General features: G+C 51.3%; 24 protein-coding genes. 14 read left to right on the top strand and 10 right to left on the bottom strand.

The window, feature by feature from the left end:
• Positions 1-14 precede the first annotated feature (14 nt).
• A complete protein-coding gene (gene murI / locus GON22_RS16575) occupies positions 15-794 on the top strand; it encodes a glutamate racemase (RefSeq protein ID WP_160397215.1) in 780 nt (259 codons plus the stop codon).
• A 93-nt stretch (positions 795-887) separates the two neighbouring features.
• Here murI and GON22_RS16570 read toward each other — a convergent pair whose 3' ends face one another.
• From GON22_RS16570 to GON22_RS16560, 3 genes are all read right to left on the bottom strand, one after another.
• Complete coding sequence (locus GON22_RS16570; protein WP_160397214.1) at positions 888-2,507, bottom strand: trypsin-like peptidase domain-containing protein; 1,620 nt, start codon at positions 2,505-2,507, stop codon at positions 888-890.
• Positions 2,508-2,800: 293 nt separating this feature from the next.
• Entirely contained in the window at positions 2,801-3,496 is a 696-nt protein-coding gene (locus GON22_RS16565; protein ID WP_160397213.1) for an NAD-dependent epimerase/dehydratase family protein, read from the bottom strand.
• Positions 3,497-3,637: 141 nt separating this feature from the next.
• Positions 3,638-5,395: a methyl-accepting chemotaxis protein gene (locus GON22_RS16560; protein WP_160397212.1), complete on the bottom strand. Its 1,758-nt coding sequence runs from the start codon at positions 5,393-5,395 to the stop codon at positions 3,638-3,640.
• Positions 5,396-5,628: 233 nt separating this feature from the next.
• Between GON22_RS16560 and GON22_RS16555 the strand changes: the two genes are divergently transcribed.
• On the top strand, positions 5,629-6,396 hold the full coding sequence (locus GON22_RS16555; RefSeq protein ID WP_160397211.1) for an exodeoxyribonuclease III: 768 nt from the start codon (positions 5,629-5,631) through the stop codon (positions 6,394-6,396).
• Positions 6,397-6,492: 96 nt separating this feature from the next.
• On the opposite strand, the gene GON22_RS16550 is transcribed toward GON22_RS16555, so the two are convergent.
• On the bottom strand, positions 6,493-9,123 hold the full coding sequence (locus GON22_RS16550; protein WP_336604327.1) for a peptidase G2 autoproteolytic cleavage domain-containing protein: 2,631 nt from the start codon (positions 9,121-9,123) through the stop codon (positions 6,493-6,495).
• Positions 9,124-9,472: 349 nt separating this feature from the next.
• On the opposite strand from GON22_RS16550, the gene GON22_RS16545 reads away from it, so the two are divergent.
• The 4 genes from GON22_RS16545 (at position 9,473) to GON22_RS16530 (ending at position 14,352) form a co-directional block, all read left to right on the top strand.
• Positions 9,473-11,122, top strand: coding sequence for a fibronectin type III domain-containing protein (locus tag GON22_RS16545; protein ID WP_160397210.1), 1,650 nt, complete (start codon positions 9,473-9,475; stop codon positions 11,120-11,122).
• Between the two features lie 251 nt (positions 11,123-11,373).
• Positions 11,374-12,018 (top strand): DUF2306 domain-containing protein, encoded by a 645-nt coding sequence (locus tag GON22_RS16540; protein ID WP_160397209.1) that lies wholly within the window; start codon positions 11,374-11,376, stop codon positions 12,016-12,018.
• A gap of 135 nt (positions 12,019-12,153) precedes the next feature.
• A complete protein-coding gene (locus GON22_RS16535) occupies positions 12,154-13,371 on the top strand; it encodes a peptidase (RefSeq protein WP_160397208.1) in 1,218 nt (405 codons plus the stop codon).
• An 87-nt stretch (positions 13,372-13,458) separates the two neighbouring features.
• Positions 13,459-14,352, top strand: a complete 894-nt coding sequence (locus tag GON22_RS16530; protein ID WP_160397207.1) for a polysaccharide deacetylase family protein — start codon at positions 13,459-13,461, stop codon at positions 14,350-14,352.
• 97 nt (positions 14,353-14,449) lie between these two features.
• Here GON22_RS16530 and GON22_RS16525 read toward each other — a convergent pair whose 3' ends face one another.
• Complete coding sequence (locus GON22_RS16525; protein ID WP_160397206.1) at positions 14,450-15,442, bottom strand: MBL fold metallo-hydrolase; 993 nt, start codon at positions 15,440-15,442, stop codon at positions 14,450-14,452.
• Positions 15,443-15,581: 139 nt separating this feature from the next.
• On the opposite strand from GON22_RS16525, the gene GON22_RS16520 reads away from it, so the two are divergent.
• Positions 15,582-16,559 (top strand): NAD-dependent epimerase/dehydratase family protein, encoded by a 978-nt coding sequence (locus tag GON22_RS16520; protein WP_237179198.1) that lies wholly within the window; start codon positions 15,582-15,584, stop codon positions 16,557-16,559.
• Here the strand turns inward: GON22_RS16520 and GON22_RS16515 are convergent.
• Complete coding sequence (locus GON22_RS16515; RefSeq protein WP_160397204.1) at positions 16,556-17,461, bottom strand: MerR family transcriptional regulator; 906 nt, start codon at positions 17,459-17,461, stop codon at positions 16,556-16,558. The genes GON22_RS16520 and GON22_RS16515 overlap by 4 nt on opposite strands.
• 106 nt (positions 17,462-17,567) lie before the next feature.
• Complete coding sequence (locus tag GON22_RS16510; RefSeq protein WP_160397203.1) at positions 17,568-18,026, bottom strand: SRPBCC domain-containing protein; 459 nt, start codon at positions 18,024-18,026, stop codon at positions 17,568-17,570.
• A 283-nt stretch (positions 18,027-18,309) separates the two neighbouring features.
• On the opposite strand from GON22_RS16510, the gene GON22_RS16505 reads away from it, so the two are divergent.
• From GON22_RS16505 to GON22_RS16495, 3 genes are all read left to right on the top strand, one after another.
• The gene (locus GON22_RS16505; protein WP_160397202.1) at positions 18,310-18,798 is read left to right on the top strand and encodes a sigma-70 family RNA polymerase sigma factor; all 489 of its coding nucleotides are present in this window, start codon (positions 18,310-18,312) and stop codon (positions 18,796-18,798) included.
• Positions 18,798-19,439 (top strand): hypothetical protein, encoded by a 642-nt coding sequence (locus GON22_RS16500; RefSeq protein WP_160397201.1) that lies wholly within the window; start codon positions 18,798-18,800, stop codon positions 19,437-19,439. The genes GON22_RS16505 and GON22_RS16500 overlap by 1 nt, the downstream gene beginning before the upstream one ends.
• 312 nt (positions 19,440-19,751) lie before the next feature.
• On the top strand, positions 19,752-20,573 hold the full coding sequence (locus tag GON22_RS16495; RefSeq protein WP_160397200.1) for an imm11 family protein: 822 nt from the start codon (positions 19,752-19,754) through the stop codon (positions 20,571-20,573).
• Between the two features lie 209 nt (positions 20,574-20,782).
• Here the strand turns inward: GON22_RS16495 and GON22_RS16490 are convergent, their stop codons facing one another.
• Together GON22_RS16490 and GON22_RS16485 are read right to left on the bottom strand one after the other, a co-directional pair.
• A complete protein-coding gene (locus GON22_RS16490) occupies positions 20,783-21,751 on the bottom strand; it encodes an alpha/beta hydrolase (RefSeq protein WP_160397199.1) in 969 nt (322 codons plus the stop codon).
• A gap of 161 nt (positions 21,752-21,912) precedes the next feature.
• Positions 21,913-22,500, bottom strand: coding sequence for an NAD(P)H-dependent oxidoreductase (locus tag GON22_RS16485; RefSeq protein ID WP_160397198.1), 588 nt, complete (start codon positions 22,498-22,500; stop codon positions 21,913-21,915).
• 111 nt (positions 22,501-22,611) lie between these two features.
• Here GON22_RS16485 and GON22_RS16480 point away from each other — a divergent pair, with 111 nt between their 5' ends.
• Entirely contained in the window at positions 22,612-23,076 is a 465-nt protein-coding gene (locus GON22_RS16480; RefSeq protein ID WP_336604326.1) for a MarR family winged helix-turn-helix transcriptional regulator, read from the top strand.
• Positions 23,077-23,150: 74 nt separating this feature from the next.
• On the opposite strand, the gene GON22_RS16475 is transcribed toward GON22_RS16480, so the two are convergent.
• The gene (locus GON22_RS16475; RefSeq protein ID WP_160397197.1) at positions 23,151-23,873 is read right to left on the bottom strand and encodes an HAD family hydrolase; all 723 of its coding nucleotides are present in this window, start codon (positions 23,871-23,873) and stop codon (positions 23,151-23,153) included.
• 160 nt (positions 23,874-24,033) lie between these two features.
• Here GON22_RS16475 and GON22_RS16470 point away from each other — a divergent pair, with 160 nt between their 5' ends.
• The 3 genes from GON22_RS16470 to GON22_RS16460 all read left to right on the top strand — a co-directional run bounded on the left by GON22_RS16470 (position 24,034) and on the right by GON22_RS16460 (position 26,016).
• Positions 24,034-24,342 carry a 2-keto-3-deoxygluconate kinase gene (locus tag GON22_RS16470; RefSeq protein ID WP_160397196.1) on the top strand — a complete coding sequence of 103 codons (309 nt, stop codon included), beginning with the start codon at positions 24,034-24,036 and terminating at the stop codon, positions 24,340-24,342.
• Between the two features lie 20 nt (positions 24,343-24,362).
• Complete coding sequence (locus tag GON22_RS16465; protein WP_160397235.1) at positions 24,363-24,698, top strand: hypothetical protein; 336 nt, start codon at positions 24,363-24,365, stop codon at positions 24,696-24,698.
• Positions 24,699-25,152: 454 nt separating this feature from the next.
• Positions 25,153-26,016 (top strand): hypothetical protein, encoded by an 864-nt coding sequence (locus GON22_RS16460; protein ID WP_160397195.1) that lies wholly within the window; start codon positions 25,153-25,155, stop codon positions 26,014-26,016.
• Positions 26,017-26,123 lie beyond the last annotated feature (107 nt).

Raw genomic sequence — 26,123 nt, 5'->3', positions numbered from 1 at the left:
GGAATCGATCCCACATGACTATTGGATTCTTCGATTCGGGAATCGGCGGGCTATCCGTGCTTGCCGAGTCGCTTCGGCGGCTACCCGCGCAAGATTATTTATATATGGCAGATACGCTGCACGTCCCTTACGGCACCAAAACCAAGGAAGAAGTACAGGGCTATGTGTTCGAAGCAGTCGAACGAATGATGAGCCACGGCATCGACGCGCTTGTGATCGCCTGCAATACGGCTACCAGCATCGCCGTCGAGGATTTGCGCGCCAAGTATTCCTTGCCAATCGTCGGCATGGAGCCTGCCGTGAAACCCGCCGTTGAGATGAACCGTGCGACGGGCAAGCGCGTGCTCGTAATGGCAACGCAGTTAACGCTGCAGCTGCCCAAATATTACGCACTCATCTCACGCGTCGATGAAGGTGGCATCGTAGACTCCCTCCCTCTGCCGGGTCTCGTCCGCTATTGCGAGAGCCTGCAATTCGACCCACAGGTGATGGAAGAATATTTCCGCACCCAGCTTGCGCCTTACAATCTCGACGAATACGGCATTTTTGTGCTGGGATGCACGCATTACCCGTTCTATACGAACATCCTGCGCGCTATGCTCCCGCCGCATATCCAGATCGTTGATGGCAACGCCGGCACCGTGAGGCGCCTCTCCGCCCTGTTGAACCGATTCGGCATCGAAGGCCGCGGGCACGGCCATGTCGAATTTATGTGTACGGGCAACGAGCCTGCTTATATCGACAAAATGCAAACCGCTCTCGCCTACGTTAGCAGCAATCTCCAAACGCCCTAAAACGCGCTCTCATAAGCTTCCCTATAAGCAAACAGCACAAAAGCCGGACATGTCCCAATCGGGGCGTCCGGCTTTTGGTTTCGTTAACGCAAACTATTTAACTTTGACTTTCTGGTACGAATCCCCGCTCTTATCGTACGGGTCAAGCGTATAGTACATATATCCTTCCTCGAAATCAACGCCTCCTGCCACGAAGCAGTAGAAGACGTGATAACCGCTGCCATCTTGCTCAATAGCCTCGGCAGGGAAAGCCGAAGGGTACTTCGATACATACACATCCAGGAAGAGCGTAAAGAACAAATCCGACAACTGCTTGTCGTCATGCAGTTCCTGCGCAATGTGATAAATAAGCGAAGGAAGAACGTCCTCATCAGCCTCCTGCTCAGCCATTAGTTTGATCCACTGGTCAGCATTCGTCATGATGCCACCGAGAGTGAAGTCGCCATCATCGTCCAGCACCGCGACCCATTCCATCTCAACTATAATTTTATCATTTTCTCCGTATGACATCTTGCTGTAATTCTCATTCAAATAATCTTCAAGCTGTTCTTCCGTCATCTGCGATCCTTGCGGAACAGATGGTGTCGTAGGTTTCGTCGGCTGCGTCCCTGTCATCGTCGTATTCGTTCTCGGCAAATTCAGGAACGTCTTAACGTCGGCAGACGGAATCGCCAGGTTGATGTTAGCCGAGCTCTCAATCTTCGCGGACGTAATGCCGACTAGCTCACCTTTCATATTGAACAATGCGCCGCCGCTGCTGCCATGGTCGATCGGGGTCGAAATCTGTACAAAATTCAGTCCATCCACAACGCGGTTTGGCGAGCTTACCAAGCCTGCTGTTAGCGAGTTCGTAAAGCCAAGCGGCGATCCGATCGCTACGACCGATTCACCAAGCTTAAGCTGCGTAGAATCGCCGATTGTAACCGTTGGAAGGCCTGTTGCATCGATTTTGAGCAGCGCGAGGTCCCGCTTCTCGTCTTTTGCCAAAATCGTTGTCGTCTTATACGTCTTCTTATCTTCGGTATAAATTTTGGCGCTAGCCGCACCGTCAATAACATGGTAATTCGTAATAATTTCGCCGCTGGAGCCGATCATGACTCCGCTGCCGCTTGCAAATACTTTATCCTTGCTGTCCGATACTTCAATGTAGACAACCCGGTTCGATAGTTTCCCAATCTCTTCGACCGTCAAGTTGCCCGCCGTTGTCGAAGGATTAGTTGTGGATGGATTAGTCGTTGTTGGATTAGTCGTCGCCGCCGGATCTGTCGGTGTCGTTGGCGTTACGACTGGCGTCGTCACTTTCGGTGACGTAATATAAATTTTCTTGCCTTGAAGGCTTAGCCCGTAATCGAACGATTGGCTTACGAAGCGAAGCGGTACATAGGTTACATTCTTCACAGACTTGGGTGCCACGTTCAGCTTAATCGGCTGGCCGTTCTTGAACGCTACTGTCTGGCCAATCACGAGCTGGACTGTGTTGCTGCCTTTAACCGCCTTAACCGTGCTTGTCTTCGGATCAAAGGTAATGCTCGCCCCCATAGCCTCGAACAAATTACGGAACGGGACAAGTGTCGTGCCATTTTCCTCTATAACGCTATTGGAAAATTTGAGTTTGACATTATCCAGGTAAACTTCAGTTGATACAGTCCCTGCAAAGGCCATAGATGGAAGTAACATGAAAATAATGCATACAAGCAGTGTAACTTTCTTCACTCTAGCAATCTCCTTTATTATTCGGTGTAGGTTGGTAGGAACATTATACCACTCCGCCTATAATGAATAACCTATATTTTTCTTAAAATATGTGGTTTCAACCAACGGAATGCAATAAAATTCTATGTTTCTACCGAATTTAGAAAAATTTTAGAAATAAAATGAATCTATCGAACTAGTCTCCAAGTTATAATGTTGGTAACCCCATCCTGCCCGCAGTTAAAAAACAGCCTCCAAAACCACGGCTCAAGTGGCATTGGAGGCTGTTTCTTCAGCTTATCTGTGGCAACTAACTAATCCCTTGTGCGGTGCCCGCTAGCCAGCCGATTAATATCCTTCGTCTCAAGAATCGGACGGTCATAGCCGTTTGTAGCCGCATGAATCATTGCAACGCCGAGCTCCCGGAGCGTTAGCATCTGCTTAGGGAAGAAAAGCTTTGCAAGAGGATACAGCCATGAGAGATACCGGTAATACCGGTGGGCATTGCGAAGCCCCTTAGTCGGATGAAGATAGCCTGGGCGGAACATGTACGCTGCCTTGAATGGCAGCCGCAGCAGCTCGTTTTCTGTTTTTCCTTTTACACGCGCCCACATCGAACGCCCTTGCTCTGTGCTATCTGTCCCCGAACCCGTTACATAGGCCAAAACCATATCGGGATTCAACCGCGCTAACGTTTCTGCAACATGCATGGTGAGGTTATACGTAACCTTCGTATAATCTGCTTCCGACATCCCAACTGAGGATATGCCTAGGCAAAAAAAGCACGCATTGTACCCGGACAGCTGCGCCTCAATTGGCGCAAGGTCATGGAAATCCGAATGAATAATCTCATGCAGCTTCGGATGCTGCCTGCCGTACGGCTTCCTTCCCAATATGAGCACCCGCTCCACAGCCGGATGATGAAGGCACTCCTCTAGAACGCCCTCGCCGACCATGCCCGTAACGCCCGTAATAATAACGCGAATCTTCCGGCCATCCTGCTCACCCATTACGTTCCCGCCCCTCGCGTGAAAGTCCCGCTTCCTACTCTACCGGACAGTATATAGCTTCCTATTGCCGAATTCAAACGCTGTGCCAGCAAGTGAAAAAGGACCCTTTGCATAAAGGGCCGATATTGTTAACCGCTTCTCTTACACATTAACCTGCCTCAGTGCTTCACCCATCTCGGATGCCCTGCCATTGAGCTCCTGTGACGCTTCATGCAGCTGCCTAATTAACTGAAGCTGCTGGCTCGTCAACTGCTCAATCTGATGGGTCTGTTCCGAAACGCCTCCTGCAATGTCAGCCATGTTGCCAACTGTTGCGGCTACTTCTTGCGAGCCTGCCGACAGCTGCTCAACTGTAGACGATACCTCAAGAATCTGGCCAGTCACAAGCCGGAAGGCTTCCACCGTATGATCAAATGATTGCTCCGCCTGCAGCGACAATCGCGCCCCCTCCTCGATCTCGCCCGTTGCTGCTTCCATATGCGCCCGAATCGCACTTGCTTCGCGCCCAATGCTGCCAAGCAGTTCAGCCACATGCACAACCGCCGACGCCGAGTTTTCTGCGAGCTTTCTCACCTCCGATGCCACCACGGAGAAACCGCGCCCATGCTCCCCCGCCCGGGCTGCCTCAATAGACGCGTTCAAGGCTAACAGTTTTGTCTGCGTTGCAAAATCTTGAATATTAGCCAGCGCCTCCGTCATCTGCCTGCCGCTGCTCTCCAACTGAATTGCAATCTGCTTCGTCTCCTCCGCTGAAGCCGAAATGCCCTGCATTTGTGAAGCCATCGAATGAATTGTCCCTCTGCCGGATTGTGCCATCCCAAGCGCATCCTGCGCCGCTGCCGACACTGCGCCTGAAGATTCTGCAATGCGGAGAATGCCTTGCGCCATCTCCTCCATCGCAACTGTGTTATCCTGCGCACTCTGCCGCTGCACCTGCGCCCCTGCCAGTATGCGGCTTACCGAGCCATTCACCGTCTCGCCCATGCCAAGCATCTCTTCCGCTGTTACTGCAAATGTCCTTGACGAGTCGATGAGCCCCTCCGATGTCGTTGACATGCGAGATACGATACCGCCAATCCGATCATTCAGGTTCGCTGACATAGTTAGCATGGCACGATAAGTTTTGCCAATCTCATCACGCGACTTTACAGGGCTCGCCAGCAACAGCTGATTGGCTTCCCCCAGCTCTCCTGCCGCCATTCGCTCGGCGCTCGCCGTTACCGTACGTAGCGGACGCAGTGCAATCGCAACAAACCATGTCATGAAGCTAATTGCAATGAGCGCCACCGCTAGCATCCCAATATATACCGGGATGCTCTCACGCGTTACCTGGCTCGCCAATCCCTCCAGCACTGCTGCATCCGTATCGATTCCTAACGCTCCGATTATTTTGCCATCAGGCATCTTGATAGGCACATAAGCTGATATGTAATTGCCGTATTGCTCGTTCTCGATCAGCGCCGAGCTTGCGCGCGTTCCTTCCATAACCAGCTTCACCGCACTAGGCGGCATATCCGTTGATTCATTAATAGGCGAGGCTAACGGATCACCCTTTGGGCGCCCATCGATCATAAGGAGCGGCTCTTGCTTCTCATTAAATTGAACAAAATAAACGTACCGTGCGCCAATCGATACCCGAAACCGGTCCAGTTCTTGGCGAAGTGACCAATACAGATCCGTTTCTGTCGGCTCAGCCAAGAACGACGCGTATTTGATGGCATCCAGTTGCTTAGCGTAGTTCTCCGCAATACTCATATTATAAGAACTGACCGCATCTTCTACCGCTGTTCCCGTATTATGAACCTGCAGCAGGACATTGCCCGCCACCGTTAGTGCAATGACAGCTGCTACCCCTAACAGAATGCGGGCCGTCAGCCGCGCGCGAATCCATGTAATCATCGTCTAGTTCCTCTCCCGGTTGTCGAGTATCAATTATTTGGTAAGGATAAATTCGACATATGACGAAAAATCCCTCCTTTTCGACTAGTCCTAAGTACCTAGACTCTCCCCACTGCTTTCACGGTGCTTTTCACATGCATGTCCACCCCAAATCGCCGCGGCATTCGCCCACTTATGCTACACTAGAGTCAACTAAATCTATCGCAAGCATAGCTAATAGAAGGAGACTCACAATGAAGCTCATTTCATGGAATGTAAACGGATTGCGCGCCTGCGTAACCAAAGGCTTTATGGACTACTTTAACGACAGTGACGCCGACATCTTCTGTTTACAGGAGACGAAGCTGCAAGCAGGCCAAATTGAATTGCCGCTAGAAGGCCGTTATTCGCAATATTGGAACTACGCATTGAAGAAAGGCTACTCCGGTACCGCCGTCTTCACCAAGGCCGAACCGCTGTCTGTCCGTTACGGCATTGAGGAGGATTCTGAGGATGAGGGGCGCATATTGACGCTCGAATTTGACCGATTCTATCTCGTAAACGTCTATACGCCTAACGCGAAGCGCGACTTGTCCCGTCTTGGCTATCGGCTGGAGTGGGAAGACCGTTTCCGCACCTATCTACAGGCGCTCGATGCGAAGAAACCCGTCATTGTGTGCGGGGACTTGAACGTAGCCCATCAAGAAATCGATTTGAAGAATGCAAAATCCAATCACGGCAACTCCGGCTTCACCACCGAGGAGCGCGGCAAAATGACTGATCTGCTCGCGGCAGGCTTTATCGACACGTTCCGGCACCTGCACCCTGAGCAGGACGATGCATTCAGCTGGTGGTCATTCATGCCAAAGGTGCGTGAACGCAACATTGGCTGGCGAATCGACTACTTCCTAGCATCCGCAAGGCTCGCGCCTCATGTAGCCGATGCCCGCATCGACTCCGCCATTCTCGGCAGCGACCATTGTCCGGTCATGGTACAGCTAGATGATGCTTGGCTCGAATAGCTTCCTCTCCAACTACTAAGCACTTACAAACAAATAACGAGCAATGAATGGCGATTCAATCGCTGTCCATTGCTCGTTTTTTTCGATTAGCAGCCATTATTTAAACAAAATCCTCACAAGCCCGTCGCTTATTCGCTTCATGACCCGATAACCGCTTGCCGATGCCGTTGCGATTCCCGCATCATTCGGCTTGCAATAGCCATTTACGACACAGGTCCCGTCATCGCGCACAATCAGCTTGCCGAGCATGCCTACTGCGACCCACTCCTGCCGTTCCCTTCGGGGAACGTATACCTGATCAGGATCGTAATCCGGATTCAAAATCCGTTCACCCTGCTCATCCTTCAACAGGCGCCCGTACTCATCCTTTAGAAAAAGGCCCTGCCAGCGCAAATCGCTGGAATCTGCCACGAAAGCAGGCGTAGCGCTCGTAACGCCAAGAATATAAGAGTCTGCCGCAGCTGCCCGTGTAATTCGTTCCCCACTCAAGGTTACAAAATACCCCGCATCAATCGGCTGCCCATCCGCCGTCTCGAACATCTCCGCATAGTCCGCAGCCGCAGGGCTAAGTACCGCTCCGTCCAAGTAAAGGTTGCCGCCCGGACCGTCTAATATAACAGAGTTAAGCGTCGGCCCAATCGCCAATCCATTGGCGACATGGAAGGAATTCGCGAAGCGCGCCGTCCCATTCTCCCCCATAATATAAGCGCCAGTGAGCCCGCCGGTATTCGTATTCGAGCCGCCGGCGAATGAGTTCAATGCATCGGCGACGGTATTGCTGCCTGCTGCGTGGGAGTTATTGCCACTTGCCGTCGTCGTGTCCCCTTGAGAATGGGCATTAATTCCGCTCGCAATCGTGTTGGCACCTTCGGCATGTGAGTTGATCCCGTTTGCTTGCGTGCTCAATCCCTCAGCATGGGCCCGTGCAGCCAACGCAATCGTCGACTCACCCTCCGCATGCGATGAACCTCCAGTAGCCTGTGTAAGAAGCCCCTCAGCATGGGCAGCGTCACCACCGGCTACCGTGCTATTGCCTTCGGCATGGGATTGGGCACCGTTCGCTTGTGTTCCCAGCCCTTCGGCATGGGCGCGAATGCCATTAGCAATCGTTCCTTCGCCCTCCGCATGGGAGATCATTCCGACAGATTGCGTATTCAAGCCTTCCGCATGCGAGATATTGCCAATCGCTCTTGCCCCTAACCCTTCCGCATGGGTGCGTTCACCACTTGCTATTGTTCCTTCCCCTTCGGCATGGGCGGATATGTTAGTCGCTTGCGTAAACGCACCTTCCGCATGCGAATTGTCGAGCGATGCTAACGTATTGAACCCTTCGGCATGCGCTTGCGGTCCCGTCGCCTGCGCACCGCCGCCTTCCGCATGCGAGTTGTTGCCCGTCGCTTGCGTGCCAGCCCCTTCAGCGTGGGCGTTGCTGCCGCTTGCGTTTGTGCCGGAGCCTTCGGCATGGGCGCTGCTGCCGCCGGCCGACGTGCCGCTGCCCTCCGCATGCGCACTAGTTCCGCCAGCCGTCGTCGTATCGCCTTCGGCATGCGAGTTGTTGCCATTCGCTGCCGTGTTGACGCCTTCGGCATGTGAATTCGTGCCAGCAGCCGTCGTGCCTCCGCCTTCCGCATGCGAATTCGCCCCATTAGCCGTCGTGCCCGTGCCTTCGGCATGCGAATTCGCTCCATTCGCGGTCGCACCGCCGCCTTCGGCATGCGAGTTATCCCCCTGCGCCGTAGTGCCCGCACCCTCAGCATGCGAATTATTGCCTATCGCACGCGTCCCTGCACCCTCGGCATGCGAGCCCGTGCCGCTCGCGGTCGTGCTATCGCCCTCCGCGTGCGCGTTAGTGGCACTCGCTGTCGTGTTACTGCCTTCCGCATGCGAATTGTCGCCTGTCGCATCCGTGCCAGCGCCCTCAGCATGCGCATTCGCACCGGAAGCTACCGTCCCGCTGCCTTCGGCATGTGAATTAGGGCCGCTGGCTAATGTGCCATCGCCTTCCGCATGGGAATTGGCTCCCAACGTTACCGTCACATTGCCCTCAGCATGCGAATTAACGCCGTTCGCCATCGTGCTGTTTCCCTCGGAATGGGCAAACTCAGCATTCGCCTGTGTCATGCCGCCCTCAGCATGGGCACCATGACCGTTGGCAATCGTCCCTTCCCCTTCGGCATGTGAAGCCTCGGCGATGACCGTCGTCAGCGTATTCCGCCCTTCGGCGAAAGAGCAGGCGCCAAGCGCTACTGCATTACAGCCGACAGTAATCGGCGGCCCTTGTGGCCCTGTCGGACCGGTCGCGCCTGGAGGTCCCGGAGGTCCCGGCGGACCGACCAACCCCCCATTGATAATTGTATTGAGACTGTTGTCAATTTGCTGCACGAATTGGAGAATCTGATTGAGGATCTCCTGATTCACTTCCAGACGCACATTAATGGATTGCACGTTAAACATGAAAACTTTCAACGTGACAGCAAGGGAGATCGTAATCATCGGGCTAAGAAGCAGTTGGGCTAGCAATAGTTCGAGTTCTGCGCGCCGGATCGACCGCTCAGAAACGTTCGGGCACAGCTTATGGAGGAGCGCATTCAAGTTAGATAACGCACGGCGCAACTTCTGCACCGCCTCTGGATCCCGATCCGTCAGCACAAGAGGGATGAGCGTATTTATGAGCTGAAGCAAACGCCGCAGGCGCTGCGCTTCCCGCCTTGTAATCGCAATGCGCACGCATGACCTGGCCCTAATAACGGGCTTTCGACAGCAGCGTTTACGTGGAACACGGCATATTTTTTTCCGTTTTAGCTTGTGGCGATTCGCCTTGTGTACTTTACATCTACCCATCACCAGTCACCTCCCTAATTCACTGCCATCATATGAGGTCCAATGCGGATAGACTGTTTAGTTGCCTACCCTCTGCCAAAATGTGCACATGTACGGTGGATAACGCCGGGGCAACGCTATAGGGGACGGGCATAGGGCGACTTCATCATAACTCCACAAAACGCGTACATTCCATTAACAAATCGCCCGTATGATTTGTCCGAACGATACTCCACCATATGGAAGGATGAATGTAATGTACGCACAACAACTATCGCCAGCCCGCTCTTTGTGGAAAGCCGCAATGGCTGGCACGGTCGCTGCCATGCTGCTGGCAAGCCCGCTTCTTGTGCCGAAGCCTGCTTTTGCCGCTAATGGAACCCCAAACTATGAGGTCAAACTAAATCTCGACCCCTCGCTCGTGCTCGACTCCAGCCATAATCTCGTAAGCGCCGTTCGCAGCGAATTCTCGACCGGCACCTCGACGAAAAAATACAAAGTACAATATATGGATACTGCCACCCAAAGCCTTCAAGGGCAAGACTGGAGCGACCGCATTCGCAAGCGCGACGACCAGAGCACGCATGAAATCCAATTCAAGAAACGGTACGATGTCCAAAATGGCGACATTAACGCCGCATTGACGCAAGCAGCCGGCGAAGGCCTCGATTCCGCATCCGGATTCGATTTCCAAGTTGACTGGGGCTATTCCAAGCAAACGCTTAGCATCGCTTACGAGAAAGACATTACAATCTCCGGCTCCAGCGGCAGCGGCTTGAATATGCCATCAGAGGCGACCTCCCGTACGGTATCGAACTCGAATGCGCCGACAAAATTCAAAAACTGGACAAGCACCGGCTGGGGCACGACGCAATTAAACAGCTCGGTTATCTACGGCCCGGTTAGCTTCAATCGGTATGAAGGCACGTTCGACGATCTGGATCTCGACGTAGAAGTATGGACCGTCATTAATACAGCCGGAACAGGCAATGAATATTGGGTCGAGGCTTCGTTCAAGACCGATAGCTTCTCCGAAGCTTCATCGGAGCGGACGGCATTGATCAACCTGCTGCGCAGCAAAGGCTGGCTCGTGGAGCAAGACGTCCTGCGAACAAGCCAAATTATTGAGCGCTATGCGCCTACGCCGGACACGGTAGCGCCTTCCGTGCCTGCGAATGTAACGGCAACCGCATCTTCCAGTACGCAAGTGAATCTGTCTTGGACAGCGGCTACAGACAATGTAGGCGTTGTAGGCTATGAAATCTACCGCGATGGCACGCTTGCGGGCACGTCTACGACGAATTCCTTCGGCAATACAGGGCTAACAGCTTCAACAAGTTATTCGTATACCGTCAAAGCCAAAGACGCTGCGGGCAACGTATCAGCGGCAAGCAGTGCGGTTAACGTAACGACGCTGGCTGCGGGCACGGGCGGCACGCTATTTTACAATGTAGATGGCAATACTGGCGCTTACCTCGAAGCCGAAACGTACACGTCAAAGAACGGCACATTTGCCCTAGCGGCTTGTGCGGCGTGCTCGAATAGCCAGAACATGGAGACAGCGAACGGTTCAGGCAATGCATCGACGAACCTGATCGCCTACAACCTGCAAGTAACGAACGGCGGCAGCTTCTACATCCATCTGCTCGGCAATGGCCCAGACGGCAGCTCGGATAGTTTCTATGTCGCGATCGACAGCGGCACTGACACGCAAGTGACGACGACTTCGAACAACACGTGGGCTTGGAAAAAAACGAGCGGCACGATCTCTATCCCAGCTGGCGCGCATACGCTGTACATTAAAGTGCGCGAAGATGGCGCCAAGGTGGACAAAGTCTATTTGTCCAAGTCCAGTACGCTCCCGACAGGCTTAGGCGCAGCGGCGCTTGCCCCTTCCTATCAATAACAAGAATGCAACGCTCAGAGGGTATCCCTATGCCTGCCATGAAGGCGCTGGGATACCCTCTTCGTGTTGTATCCCCGCACACTAGCAAGCTAGCATCCTCGTTGTTGCGACTGAAGAGTCCAGCCTTCCCCCGTCTTCCGGCGTAGCTGCCACTCCGCCGTAAGCCGCTTTTTGGCGTTCCTTGGCGGTGGTAAAGTTTAGTTACTTATTCGTGCTGCTTATGTATCACATGGACTATAGGAGGTTAAGGTATGAACAAACAAGGAAGCCGGGGGCGCGCTTGGGGATTTGGCATTTTGGCCGTATTGGCGGTGGTGGTCGGGTTATACGCGCTCGCGTTCTATGGTTCGCCTGATGGCGTGAAGGAACAGCCGTTTTCTATGGAGAAGGGATCTATGCCAAGCCTCTGGTACAGCGTCCTCTGGGCGCACGCCGTATCCGCCGGGGTCGCGATTGGCATCGGCTGGCTCCAGTTCGTAAAACGAATCCGGCAACGGTTGCCCCAGTTTCACCGCATCATCGGCTATGCCTATAGCGTCATGCTTATCATTGCTAGCTTTACTGGGCTTTATCTCGCCTTTTATTCAGATGGCGGGCTAAGCGGCCATATCGGCTTTAGCGCTTTGTCGCTCATGTGGCTGTACACCTTGTACCGGGCGCTAAAAAGCATCATCGCCGACCGCCAGCCAATCGCTCATGGCAACTGGATGACCCGCAACTACGCGCTAACCTGCGCAGCAATCACGCTTCGCATTTATACCGCATTGGCTGGGGCATTGTTCGGATTAGACGATACGGACGACACCTTCACTGTCATCGCATGGCTATGCTGGGTGCCGAACCTATTCGTAGCCGAGATGATTATTAGCAGAAGAATCATAGCTAGGCATCGCTAGTTTAGCTGGCCAGATCAAGCGAAAAACCGGAGCACGCCGCGAGGCATCCGGTTTTTTGTTATTCTACATGCAACATTTTTCAACCTATCGCGTCTAGAGCTATGAAAGACACGCCAACAACTGGAGGATTGACAGATGAACAAAATGTATAAAGCAATCGCAACCGCGTCTATTCTTGCCATGAGCCTTTCACCAATCGCAGCGTTCGCACAGCCACAGGACGTGCCGCCTGCTCCTATTCATGCCGGACAAGGCAATATTCAAAACCAAGCTATCGTTAAGCCTGCCACCGTGGGCCTCATTACGAACTTTACGAACGATAAATCTGGCAAATTCGTTACGGTAACAGGCCACGGCCTCGCTGCGGTGGACCAAAGCGAAATCGTGCTTGCGATCACGAAGGAAACGCGTATCATAGACAGCAAAGGGCGCACCGTACCGCTTAAGAAAGTGATTGATGAGCAACGGGCAGTCAAAGCCTTTTATGGCCCGAACATTACGAGAAGCCTCCCAGCTCGCGGCACCGCGCTGACGCTCGTCGTACAGGACTACACATTCACAGCCATTACTGGCAAAGTAACGGAAGTGAATGGCACTAGCCTCACCGTACAGGGCACGAACCTATACTCCGGGCTGGAAGACACGATCATCCTGCATATTGCGCCTAAGGCACAATTGCTCAATGAGAACGGACAAGCTATCCAAGCAAGCGACATTCAAGTGGGCATGACGGTCAAATCGTTCTACGGACCTGCCGTAACGATGAGCCTGCCGCCGCAATCCACGACTAACTATGTGGTGGTGACGATGTCGGAAGAAGAAACTGCTCCTCAAGAAGCGCCAGGCACGGACGGCATCATTACGAATGCAGTGGATGGCAAAATCACCGTCATCGGCAATGCCCTTCCACAAGGCGGCGTGAACTATGTCATTCTGAGCATCGATAAAGAGACGCAAATCGTCGACGAGAACGGGACAACGCTAGCCGCTGACGCTTTGAAAGCAGACACGCGCGTTGTAGCGACTTACGGTCCAGCCATGACGATGATCTACCCTGCCCAAACGCATGCGGACAAAATCGTTGTGAAGAAAGCAGAAGCGCCGAAAATCATTGGCACAATCGAAGCAGGCGGTCCAGCTAATGCAGACCAAGTGTACGTGAACGTCGGCTCCGACAATGACAAGAATAACGATGTTGTATTGAACATTTCAGATAAAACAACGATCATCCCTGCGCTGTCAGGCGATGCGGAATTGAAGCCGGGCATGCGCATTATTGCGTACCATTCCATGGCCATGACGGCGTCGCTGCCACCGCAGACGAGCGCTGAGGTTATTATCGTTACAGAGTAATTCATCATACGCAAAATGACGCTACAAACTGAAAACAGTTTGTAGCGTCATTTTTTTCAAACAAAAACAAGGAGGCAAATCTAATCTATGATTCAAAAACTGGGCTTTTCAGCTAATGACCGATTGTTAATTATTAATGCGGATGATTTTGGAATAACGAAAGGAACCAACGATGCCATTATTGACTTATTTGATGAACGCGCTATAACGTCTACATCGATTATGATCCCTTGCCCAGATTCCAATGAAGCAATGGAGAAAAGCAATCAGAGAGGCATTAAAAATATTGGCATTCATCTTACGTTAACAAGTGATGCATTGAATCCTTATGCACCAGTCTACGATAAACGAACACTACATAGTTTAATCAATGCGGACGGATACTTTCACACTGATATTGCTTCGTTAGAAAGGAATGCGGATGAGGATGATGTTCTGCTAGAAATGGAATTCCAGATTCAACGTGCAATCTTAAAAGGAATTGATCCAACCCATCTTGATAGCCATGCAGGGAGCATCATGGGGTTATTTACGGGCCGCGATTTTTTAGAGATAGCATTTGACTTATGTGAAAAGTATCGCCTTCCATTTAATTTGCCTAACAAGATATTAGAACAACCATTTTTTAATACCGATCAGCTGAGGTTGTTTCAAAAGAGGATTGATTCGGCAAACGATAGAAAAATCTTATTAATTGATGATATCGTCTCGCTTCCATATTGCTTTAACCCTGTTATTGCATACAGCAAAATGAAGAAACAATTGGCTGGGATTTTAACGCACATAAAACCTGGAATAACCCAGTTAACCATACATCCGTCTAGAATAACCAGCCAGTTAATAGCAATGACGGGATGTTATAAAGAACGGGAATTGGAGCATCGGCTGCTGAATGATCGTACGATTAAGAAATTGATAAACCGTGAGGGAATTAAGCTTATATCGTGGAAAGACATTCGAGACTTACAACGAAGCATATAGCGGGTTGCAAATAAATTGACATGCCTGTGGGCATGTCAATTTATTCGCCATTTCATCCTCTTATGCTCCGTGTTGCCACGCAACACTAATGCGTGCGTTACCGCCACCAGGCAGCAGCCGGAATCTGCGCCTTATCCTCTCCCACCGCTACGAACTCCCCGATGCGGGGCGTTGCGACCGTCACCCCATGCTGTGCAGCGGCAGCAATAACCCGCTCCACGGGATCCGCCCAAGCATGCAGCGCGAGCGTGAACGCTCCCCAGTGAATCGGCACGAGCACACTGCCGCGAACATCGAGATGCGCCTGGACCGTCTCTTCCGGCATCATATGGATGGCTGACCAACGCTCATCATACTGCCCGCATTCCATCAATGTCAGATCGAATGGGCCATATTTGCTGCCGATTTCCTTGAAGTGAGGCGCATAGCCGCTATCCCCACTGAAGAAAACGCTGCTGTCCTTCCCCTTGAACACCCATGAGCACCATAAAGAGCGGTCCCGGTCCGTTAGCCCTCTGCCCGAGAAATGCCGCGCTGGCGCACAAGCGATCTTCAAGCCTTTGAACTCGAATTCATCCCACCAGCCATGTTCGCTAATCCGGCTCGCTTCAATGCCCCACTGCTGCAGGTAGCGCCCTACGCCAGACGGCACATGGAAGTGGCCGACACCGCTCTGCAGCTTCTTAATACTGCCACGGTCCATATGGTCAAAATGGTTATGCGATAGAAAGATCGCATCCACCTGCCCAATCGCTTCCGGCTTCACCGGCAGCCCGCCGCTGTACCGCTTGCTATTAAACAGTGGAAAAGGCGATGATGCCGCGCCCAGCATAGGGTCTAACAGCAGGCGCTTCCCTTCTATCTCCAGCAGGCTTGCCGAATGGCCAAACCACGCGACGCGTGTCACTCGCTCATCCGGGACTGCCGCTAGCGTGATCGGCACCATTGGCACCTGCTGCTGCTGCGGTCGCAGCTTCGTTCGCATGCGTGTATAATCCCGAATCATTGCGTACATCGACTGAACATTCATATTCATAATGGTCGGCTGCTGATTCACATATTTCATCCTTTTGCCGGATTTATCGGACATTGGCGCTCCCCCTTGCAGTCGGTTCTGCTTTTCCTTCAACCATCATAATAGAACCGTTAATCCTGTTGCAAATGCCCCCTTGACTCTCTCGTTACGGAAGACAATATGCTAAGGCCATCAAGCATTCAAGGGGGATAAAATGATGGGCAAACAAGGTTCGAACGCTCATGTCATTATGGGTGCAGGTGCCGTCGGCACTGCCATTGCAAGGGAACTGCTGCAACGCGGAGAGGCCAACGTTCGGCTCGTAAGCCGAAGCGGCAGCTTGCCGGAGGGTTCGGGCTTGCCTGCACATGTCGCTGTGGCCAAAGGCGACCTGTCCGACCCGCATTTTGCGATTCAAGCTTGTAAAGGGGCATCCGTCGTCTACCACTGCGCACAACCGGGCTATACGAAGTGGCCAAAGGAATTCCCTGCGCTCACTAGCGCAATTATGGAAGGCGCGATGGCCGTTGATGCCAAGCTTGTCGTTGCAGATAATCTTTATATGTATGGCCAAGTGGACGGCCCGATGAAGGAGACACTGCCCAATCGGGCAGCCGGGCCTAAAGGGAGGACGCGCGCAGCAATGGCAAGCAAGCTGCTGCAAGACCATCATGAAGGGAAGATACGAGTTGCAATCGGACGGGCTGCCGACTTCTACGGTCCCGGCGTGCTCCAGTCGTGGATGGGGGAACGCGTGTTCAAGTTTGCCCTGCAGGGCAAACCAGTCGAGGCGTTGGGCAATTGTGATATGCCGCATACGTACACGTATATTGGCGATTTTGCGAGGGGGCTCATCACGCTCGGGCAAGAAGACCGGGCGCTGGGCGAGGCGTGGCATATCCCAAGCGCCAATACATTGGCGACGCGGCAGCTCCTCCAGGTGATGTTCGAAGAATTGGGCGCTGTCCGCAAAGTGCGCAGTTTCTCCCGGACTGGCGTGAACCTGCTAGCGCTGGCCATGCCGATCATGAAAGAATTCAAAGAGATTATGTATGAGTTCGAACAGCCTTTTATTATGGACCATAGCAAGTTTATGGCGGTCTTCCCCGAGCATCAGGTTACGCCCCATCGCGAAGCGATGCGCCAGACACTGCAATGGTACCGGCAACGGTTTGGCCTCCAGCATGTTTAACGGCTTACTCCCTCATTGGCAGCAATCGGCACCTGCAGCTCAACGATGACATTATCCGGATCAGCGCATTCGTTCTCCCGGCCGAACAGATGAAGCTCCCGTACGGGACCAACAGGCGAATAACCGTTCATGCCCATCCAGTCGAAAAGTTCCAATAGGGCGTGCTTCACATCCATGAACGCCCCTTGGTGAACGACGCTTGCGACCAGTGATGCACTTGGCAGCCTGTAAAGGCGGATCGCTTCCGGCACCTTTGCGCTCGTTTCCGCGCTGGTGGATATCCCCTTGGCATTGGCGGCGGCCTTTGCCTTCGGTGGATTTACAGCAACCGCCGCCTCGATATCAAAATCCGTCTCCACAAACTCCGCCATGTGGTACAACACATATTCCTGCTGCACCTCGTAAGCCTGCCCCCTTAGCCATTCCTCCAGCTCGGCAAACATACGGCAACGATACGCAGGCATGTCTTGCGCCGTTGGCACAATTTGCCGAAGGGCAGCCAGATGCAGGGACGGCACCTGCTTCAGGACAACCTCGTACCTCGGAGGGGCTTCTAGCGTACTCAGCCTATGCAGCCGCGCCTCCAGCCGGATTAGTTGCTCATGCTTTTCTTGAATATCCCGAGCCAGCTCCTTTTTCTTCGCTTGTATAGTTGCAATTGTGTCGGCAATCGGCTGCCGCTCATTGAGCAAGCCCGCAATTTGGTCAAGCCCGAGCCCCATGTCTTTGAACGCTTGAATCTGATTGAGCCGAATAAGCTGATCGAATGTATAGTAGCGGTAGCTCGTATCTGGATCAATATGGGCGGGCTTCAACAGCCCCAAATCGTCATAATGCCGAAGCGTTCGGATTGTCACTTGGGCAATGGTCGAGAAGAGCCCGATTTTGATCAATTGTGCCACGTTCAGCCATCCTCTCTAACAGAGCATCGAATCGACAAGTCGAGAAAGGCCATCCGCCTGCTGCGGATGACCCTTCCCGGCTATTTTTATGCGTAAATCTTGAGGCTTACCAGCCAAAGTCCAGCGATTTGCCTGACTCGGCGAATGTTTTGATATTGCTAAGAATCATTGGCCAGCTCTGCTGGGTGCTCTCGTAAGACGGGTGGCCGTCAGGCCATTGGTCGTTCACCAATGTCAGCTTGGTACAGCCGCCAACCGTCTCTAGCGTTAGCGTAATGCGGGTTTCCAGCTCGGCGTGATTTTCCCGATAGGAGGGTCCCGGATGCTCCGTATAACTCATCAAGCGATTCGGTTCGTAAGCAAGCACCGTGCCATACACATGCACCGTCTCGTCGCCGTCATTGCCTGGCCCAACATATTGATACGGTGCACCCACCTCGTTAGTCGAACGGAATTCGCTGCCGAAGAAGATCGTCTTGGTTTTCTCAGGTACGGTAAAAATGCTCCATACCTCCTCTTGCGACGCTCCAATGTATACCTCATATTTCAGTTCTGTTAATGCCATAATGGCCCTCCATCCCGCTTCCAAACTGTGCAGCTCGCCCAGGCAACCTGCTTGCTGTTAGTATAGCTCGCTGCCGCAGGCAAGTATTGTAAAAACGCGACAAACGCATGTGGTCGTAACGGCGACTTTCATTGCACAAAGTGCAACAGCTGCCACGATTGGCCGCTTCTGAACACCGTTCGGGGCGGTTTGTTCGCGCGTCTTCTAAATAAATTTTTAAATTTAGAAACATTTTGAAACAAATTTGAGTTTGTAAACGTGTTAGGTGCAAAGGAGGGGCACAATGGACGCCAGCACTAGCAGCAGTCATGCGTATATCTCAAACTTAATCCATACCTATGGGGATATGATCTACCGCCTGTCGCTTACCTATCTGCGCAATCTGCAGGATGCGCAAGACGTATGCCAAGACGTTTATATAAAGCTTTTTAAGAACATGCGCGATTTCAATGATACGGAGCACGAGAAGGCTTGGGTCATCCGAGTCACGATAAATACATGCAAAGATGCAATCAAAAGCCCGTGGAAACGATGGTTTCTTCCTGTTGCCGATGATCTTTATTCCATTACGTCTGATGATCAATTAGACGTCGTATCCTTCGTCCTTACGCTCCCTAGAAAGTATAGGCTTGTTATTCATCTTTATTATTTTGAGGGCTACCAATGCAATGAAATTGCTGAGCTCTTAAGCCTGAAAGAGGGGACGGTTCGAACACAGCTCAAACGCGCGAAAGAGCTGCTAAAAACGAAGATGATAGGGGGGGTGGAATAATGGCCTTTCAAGATAACTATGTAAGTCAAATGAATACGATCAAGCTAGATGACAAAACAAAAGAAAAAATGCTGCAGAACGTCTTGTCAGTGTCCACAGCCTCCCAAAAGCATCGGTTTACGGTTCAAAAGAGATTCGCTGTAATTGCCGCAGCTTGCTTCCTTATCATGCTTATCGCGCTTGCGGCTCCACCGTTTTTGAATCATAAAGAGCAGCCCCCTAGGCTCGTTCAAAGCTTGATCCTTACGGCGTATGCGGCTGACGGATCGCCTATTCCTGTTAAGCCCAATGTCGAGTTCCCGTTTGGCCGCTTCTCCACTTTAATGAGCAACGCGCCTGGATTCCCGATCATGATCGACAGCAAAGGCGCGGATAGCGTTAGGCTGCATGCCTCGTCTGGACGGCTGCTATTGTGGGCCCCTCCAGATTCCAAGGTAACGTTTCTGGACAGTGACGCCACCATTGTACCGGGAAACACGGTTTACTGGTCACCGCTAGAAGAAGGAAACCCGCCAAAATTTGCTGTCAAAAGCACCATTGAGTTAAAGCTATACCACAATGGAAGTATTGTAGGCAGTGGCAAGATCGAGATTAATTCTGAAAATGGCGTAGACTACAAAGCAAAGTTCACTTATAACTAAACACAAAAACGCATAATTTAATATCAAAATAAGGTTTTTTTCATGCTGTCAATAGATAAAATTGATTTTTTTGGCTAATAAATTTATATGTGAACCTATTTTTTATATTGAAATTTACTAAATCAGGTGATAATATTACGATTATTCTATTATGGAAAAAATTATTATAAGGCGGCGAATCAACCATGGGCAAAAGAAAGAGAATCCTGCCTGTAGCAGCTGCTTTGGCAGCACTACTAGCCGGGAGCGCTACAGCGTACGCTGGCTAGGGCACATTTTTTAAAAAAATATACGAATTTGGGGTGTTGAGAAATGAAGGTCTGGGAGCTTTGGCGTTCTGCGAAGTCGACTTTACTTACCGTTTGCACTGAAAAAGACAATATTTTTGATGAAAACTTCAGAGGCAAACCACTTGCTTCCTCGTATGAACCAATTAAATTAAAAGTACAGCGGATTGGACAAGAAGAGGACTTCCCTAACCTTGCTTCTGGGGCCCTAATCTTCTCCAAGCAAGCTCAAACCGTTATCGGGCCACTGATTGCTCCCTATGCGGAGGTGCTTGAAATTGATCACAGTGAGATTTCAGACATTGAAATTGCGTTGATTAATGTTACCAACGTCGTAGCTGCGCTCGACTATGGCCGCACGACATTTAAATATGACGCCTGTTCCGGCGAAATATCTGGATTTAACAGCGTCCACTTTCAGTTAGATAAAGTTATGCACAACCCGATCTTCCGGATACCCGAGAAGCCGGTAAAACTCTATGTTACCGATGAGTTCCGCGATCTTGTCATCCAACATGAACTAAAGGGCTTCGTATTCGAAGAAGTGTGGGATTCAGAGTATGCCGTCGACATGAAGCAGGCCCGCCAGCAATATGAAGCTCAGCTCGCAACCATAGAACAGAAAAAGGGCGAGGAAGTGCCCTTCCTAGAAGCGCTCGCCCTAGTTGAAGCAGATAAGGCGATGGCGAGCGGCAAATGGAAGCTCCAAGCTGACCCCGCTAACAATGTGCTTCTCGGCGAACTAATGCTAGACGGCGATTACGAATGGATAACCCCGATGTCCTACCCGCCGATTTTATCGGAGCTGTATTGGCACGAGGTGGAGTTAAATGATTTCGAGGAGTAAGCCTCTTTGGCCGCTAAGACTGAAGGAGCTTCCCGTTAGCTTAGGCTGTCGAGAATTTCGACAGCCTTTTCCTATTCCTCTCCTTCGCCCGCTTTTCCACCAATAGGACAGGTTTTTCTCCCCTATTCGGCTAACACTGCCCTCGCATGCCAAAGAGCCTCAAACAGCCACCATAGCTGCTTGAAGCTCTTCTCTTTTAACCACCCGCTCTACTCACCCGCCAGCTTCAACAGCTCCCGCACCACCACATCCGGTTGGTAGCCGTGAATATAGTGCGAACTATCCTTTACGATCAACTGCTTCCCGCTAACCGACCAGGATGGGAGCGCCGCTTGGCTGTCCTGCCAGTCCGCATCCTCACTCAGCTTGCCCAAATAATCAGCCGTCAGTACGGTCATCGGCGCTTGCAACGGCTTAGGCCCTGCCAAAACAATCTTGGCGTTGTTCGTGCTCTGCCGCATTTCATCGGTCATGTCACGATTGCCAGCCTTGAGCAGCATCGCCGTCTTGCTGATCTTCTTCATCCCATTGGGCAGCAGCAGCTCGCCATTATTCTCGCTGTTTGCCCATGCGGCGAAGCCGTGGAACCGGTACAGCGTCCGCAGCGCCCCGGTCACCCGCAAAGTCCGATACACCGCTGGAATCACGGTATAGCCTGGAGACGCGGCATAATATTCAGGGCTGCCGCCATCAATCATCAGCAGCCCCTTCACCTCCTTAGGGAAGCGCTGCGCATATCGAATCATCTCCAAAGAGCCAAGCGAGTGGCCGATGAGGATATATGGAGGCTTTTGTCCCGAAACCGCTAGCAGTTCATGGATTTCATCCGTTATCGTATCGATATCCCGCTTCACGCCGCCCGAAGAATCGCTGAACCCGTAACCGAACCGGTCATAGACCGCTACCTTCACATGCGGCTCTAACCCTCCATACAGCGTAGAAAAATCCGCATAAGGGCTCGCCGTGCCCCAGCCCGATGCAAATACGGCCGTAACATCCCCTGTACCGCCCGTGTACAAATGCATCTTTCGCCCCTTCACCTCATACAGCTTGCCAGCAGGCTGGAAGGTTTTCTTATCTTGCTTCGAGCCGTACCATTGGTACACTGCGCCCACGCCAGCTAGCAGAACGGCAATCGCCAGTGCATAAAGCACAATCCTCCGTATCCATCTCCACATGCCCATTTGCCCCTCCCCACATGCGTTGTAACACGCTTGCTTCAGCACTCATTCCATTTTATAGAAATCAAAGTGCTGTAGGGAGAACATCCGCCATTCTTTATCAAAAAATAATGAAGGAGCCCCCTCTCCAAATCCCGTTGCCGTATACACCTACACGATCACGCCCTAGCCGTCCGAAAATACCGTTGCACCTTGTTCAGCTTCTCCGCCTGCCGCCCATTCTTCTTCTCCATGCCGCCGAACTCGAAGAACTTCACTTTCTTGATGCCGACCCAGCGGAAAAGCGCTTTGCGCATCAGCACCTTATGTGCATTGTTCAGCCAGTATAGCGGATAAAACGCCGGTCCTTTCATTACCGAGATGCAAACGGCCGTTTTTCCTTTCAACAAACCCTCCGCCAGCAGCCCGCCAGTATCGCGATATGCAAAATTGGATGCAAACAACTGGTCGATGTACCCGAGCAGCATGGCCGGCGGACGCCCCCACCAGATGGGATAAATCATTACAATCCGGTCCGCCCAGAGCAGCTGTTCCCGATAACGCTCCAGCTCAGGGTCCTTGTGCATATCCCGCCTGCGTTTGTTTTCATTAAACACTAATAGCGGATTGAACCCTTCAGCGTACAAATCCAACACCTGCATCTCGCCGCTGTTCGGATTTTCGCCGATGCCCTCAATCGTCTTCTGCAGAAAAGCGTAGCTTAAGCTCTCGTGAGTCGGATGCGTGTAAATAATTAGCGTCTTCATAGCGCCACCTCTTTTGTTATCATTTGATAATTAAATCGTAGCACGGTTATTATATAGTTGTCAAATGATAATTGTTATTTGATAACCGATTTGGTATCGTAGCAGTAAGAGGTGATCCCATTGGACAAGAGCACGCTATTTCATCAAATGGTCGCATTCCTGACAGCCGTCCATGAAAGCCAGCACGAATTTTCAAAAGACATCCCGATGGGGGACATTACGCCCGTCCAATATGGCATTCTAGAATATATTGCGGTCCAGCAGCTTACAACGCTAAGCGAAATCAGCGACTGCAAGCACCTATCCATGCCTAACGCCAGCCGTGAGCTGCGCAAGCTTACAGACAAAGGCTTATGTGAAAGATACAGCGACGCAGGCGACAAGCGCAAACAGCTAATCCGCCTTACCTCCGAAGGACAAGCGTTTATGAACGAAGCTTTTGGCCAGATGGACGTAAAGTTCCAGCAACGCCTGCACGGTTTATCCAGCGATCAGCTGCAGCAAATTTCTGATGCAATCGGAGTACTGCAATCGACGGTATTCCGGGACCCTGCCGTGGATAATGCGAAGCTTTGATTCGTTGGTGAGAATGACAAAAGAAAGCTGCCTCATCGTCAGATGAGACAGCTTTTTCGAGTTATATATCGTGACTAAGGCAACAATAACAGCCCGCGAAGCTCCTCCAAATCAGTAATGACCGCCAGCGGCTGCGGTGCGGAAGGGCCAGTGGGCGCTTTCTGCTGTTTTTTATTCATCCAAACCGCCTGCATCCCTTGCCCAATTGGACCCGCCACATCATTGGCCCAGGAATCACCGACGACAAGTACCTCATCTGGTTGAACGCCGGCCGTTTGCACAACATGAATATAAATTTCGGGGCTCGGCTTCTCATGCCCGATCCTGCCGGATATAAACAACGTCTCTTCCGAGATGACCTCGTTGAGCCCGATCGCCTCCAGCTTATCCAACTGCCAGCCCTCGCTTCCGTTGGTCAATGCCCCTACGCGATACTCACGTTGTAGCTCCCCAATGAGCTTATTGACTGCTTCGTTTGGCTTCATATTTTTCTTCGCAATCGACTGGTAGAACAGTTCAAAGTCAATTGCGGTTGCCTCGTCAACCACTTCGCCCACTTGCTCCATGCATTCAACAAACCGCCTAATTCGAAATTGCTCAATCGTAATCTGCTGGGAATCAAGCTGCTGCACGAGACGAAGATCGATTTCACGGAAAATCTCGTATACGCGATTCGTATCCATCGCTCTCGTAAAATCATGCTTCGCAAAAGCTTCCTTCATGCTCGTCTCCCAATAATCATCAAAGTGAACAAGCGTATCATCGAGATCAAATAGAATAAGTTTAATTTGGCCCATGTTCTGTTCCCCTCTCATTAGGTGACTCTCTCATGTCTATTAAAAATGCCATTTTACGAACCAAATAGCAACTATAATTTCCCAAAAGAGAAATATTGGTTGTATGCATTTGCATACGCCAAGTGTATACTTTTGTATACAATAATAAGGAGGCGATTCGATGAGCCAAAATGAATCCAACGAAACAAGCTCCGCTTTGCCAAATGGCAACGAACGTGACAGCGAGCACCGCAGGCGCGGAGGCCACGGCGGACGCGAGGGGCGCCTGGCAGCCCAAACCTTCCGGCGCGGGCGAGCACTGGCGTTTCACGAAATGCTGGCCGTAAAACGCGACACCTTGCGCAAGCAGCTACAGGACACGGGTCTGCAAGCCATTCACCAAGCCATAAGCGGAGAGCTTAAAGCGGTCGAAGATATCATTGCGCAGTATGTGCATGCTTTTGAACTGCATGAGCTGAGCGAAGAATAGGAGGGCACATAGAGTTGTTTATGCAAAAAATGCCGTATTCCATTTGGATTGAGGCTGAACAATGGGCAGAAGGAGAATGGAACATCCATGATGATAATACAAATGCCATCGTTACTTTTGAAGATGGCGCACGGTGGATTGCTTCCTTCTTCACCTATAGAAACATACAAACACTAGCTGAAAAAAACAAACATACTGGTGAATGCCTGCATGGGCATTATTTTTGGGGAAGTGACATGATTCTGGTGGATGAATGTAGCCGTAACCGCATTGAGGAAGTAATAAAACATCTAATAATTAAAAGTGACTTTGAAACTATATTTAATAAATGTGAGGAAATCGACTGGGACGAATGACAACTCGACTTTATTATGAAGGTGATTAATTGAAACCATTTCGTAAAACAACTAAAAAAAAATGATGGTCAATGGTTCCTTATTCCGTTGCATCATTAATGAAATACCTAGCAATGAATTTGTTAGCCTTAGAGTATATTCATTAAAAAATTCGTTATTTGAAGTGGTTTTCACATGGCAAGGCAGTTGGCACTTTAATTATCATAAACCGAAAAACTGTGAACTTTTAATTAAATATGCCATCGAACAAGGCTGGCATTTTAATCAAGAGAAGAATACGATGAAAATCGAACATGGTGATTTTCTAATAGCGAAATTAGGATTAAGCGTATAAGGCTACTCCGCCTGTTTTCGATTTACAAACACTATAGCTGTCCCTAATGATTCGCTAACATTCTCCCCTTACGCTACGTAGGAAATCTAATTTCTTAAGCGAAAGGGAGTTTATTACGTTATGCTCAAACGCTTGCTCACCACCGCCACACTCGTCGCTACACTAGGTACCGCCCTCCTCTCCGGCGCAGGCTTCCAGCCCGCCACGGCACACGCCGCATCGAACATGGTACCCGATTATGAAGTCAAACTTCTGATGAACCCGAGTGCCGTGCTGGGCTCGGACTTTAAGCTAACGAGCACTGTACTGACAACCTTCTCAATGCCCACTACCGTTACCAAGATGAACGTCGCATTTCTCGACACGAACGCCAAGAACATCTACTCGAACGGATGGAGCACCCGAATCCGCAAGATGGAAGGCGAATCCGACTTCGAACTGAGCTATAAGAAACGCTACGCAATTGCTAACGGCGATATTACTGCTGCATTAACACAAGCGAACAACGAAGGCTTTGATTCCGGCGATACGAATTACGAAGCGCAAGTCGAATGGGGCTACCAGAACAAGACACTAAGCATTACCCGAACCAAAAGCGGCAGCAAATCTGGCTACAGCGGCATGGATCTGCCATCACTATCGGATGCAAGAAGCCTAATGGTCAATAACGCGCCTGACAAATTCAACAATTGGCTCTATAGCGGCTGGGGCACCAGCATGCTGCAAACCTCCCGCTATTACGGTCCCGTCCTTGCCAAACGTTCCATCGGCACGTGGAGCGGACTGCAGCTGTATATCGAAGTATGGCCGATCTTGAACGCAGCAGGCACGGGTACGGAATATGTCGTCGAAGCCTCGTTCAAAACGGCAAGCGCAACCACTGCTTCCTCGAAGCATGATGAACTGATTGCGTATTTGCAAAATAAAGGCTGGTTCCTTGCGCAGGATTCGCTCAAAACGCAGCTGATTATGGACCGTTACTAAGTAGCCTGTTGGCTCTGCCAGCACGTGTCTCCCCATCGTACATGAGGAGTTGTGTGGTGCATTAGCGCTTGCCGCCTCTCGTCAAATCTGGCGTGCTTGCCGTATGT

The sequence above is a fragment of the Paenibacillus sp. MMS18-CY102 genome, from assembly GCF_009789195.1.
GTDB lineage: Bacteria > Bacillota > Bacilli > Paenibacillales > Paenibacillaceae > Paenibacillus_T.
The sequence above is the reverse complement of the archived record's forward strand: the minus strand, read 5'-3'. Positions and strand labels throughout refer to the sequence as shown.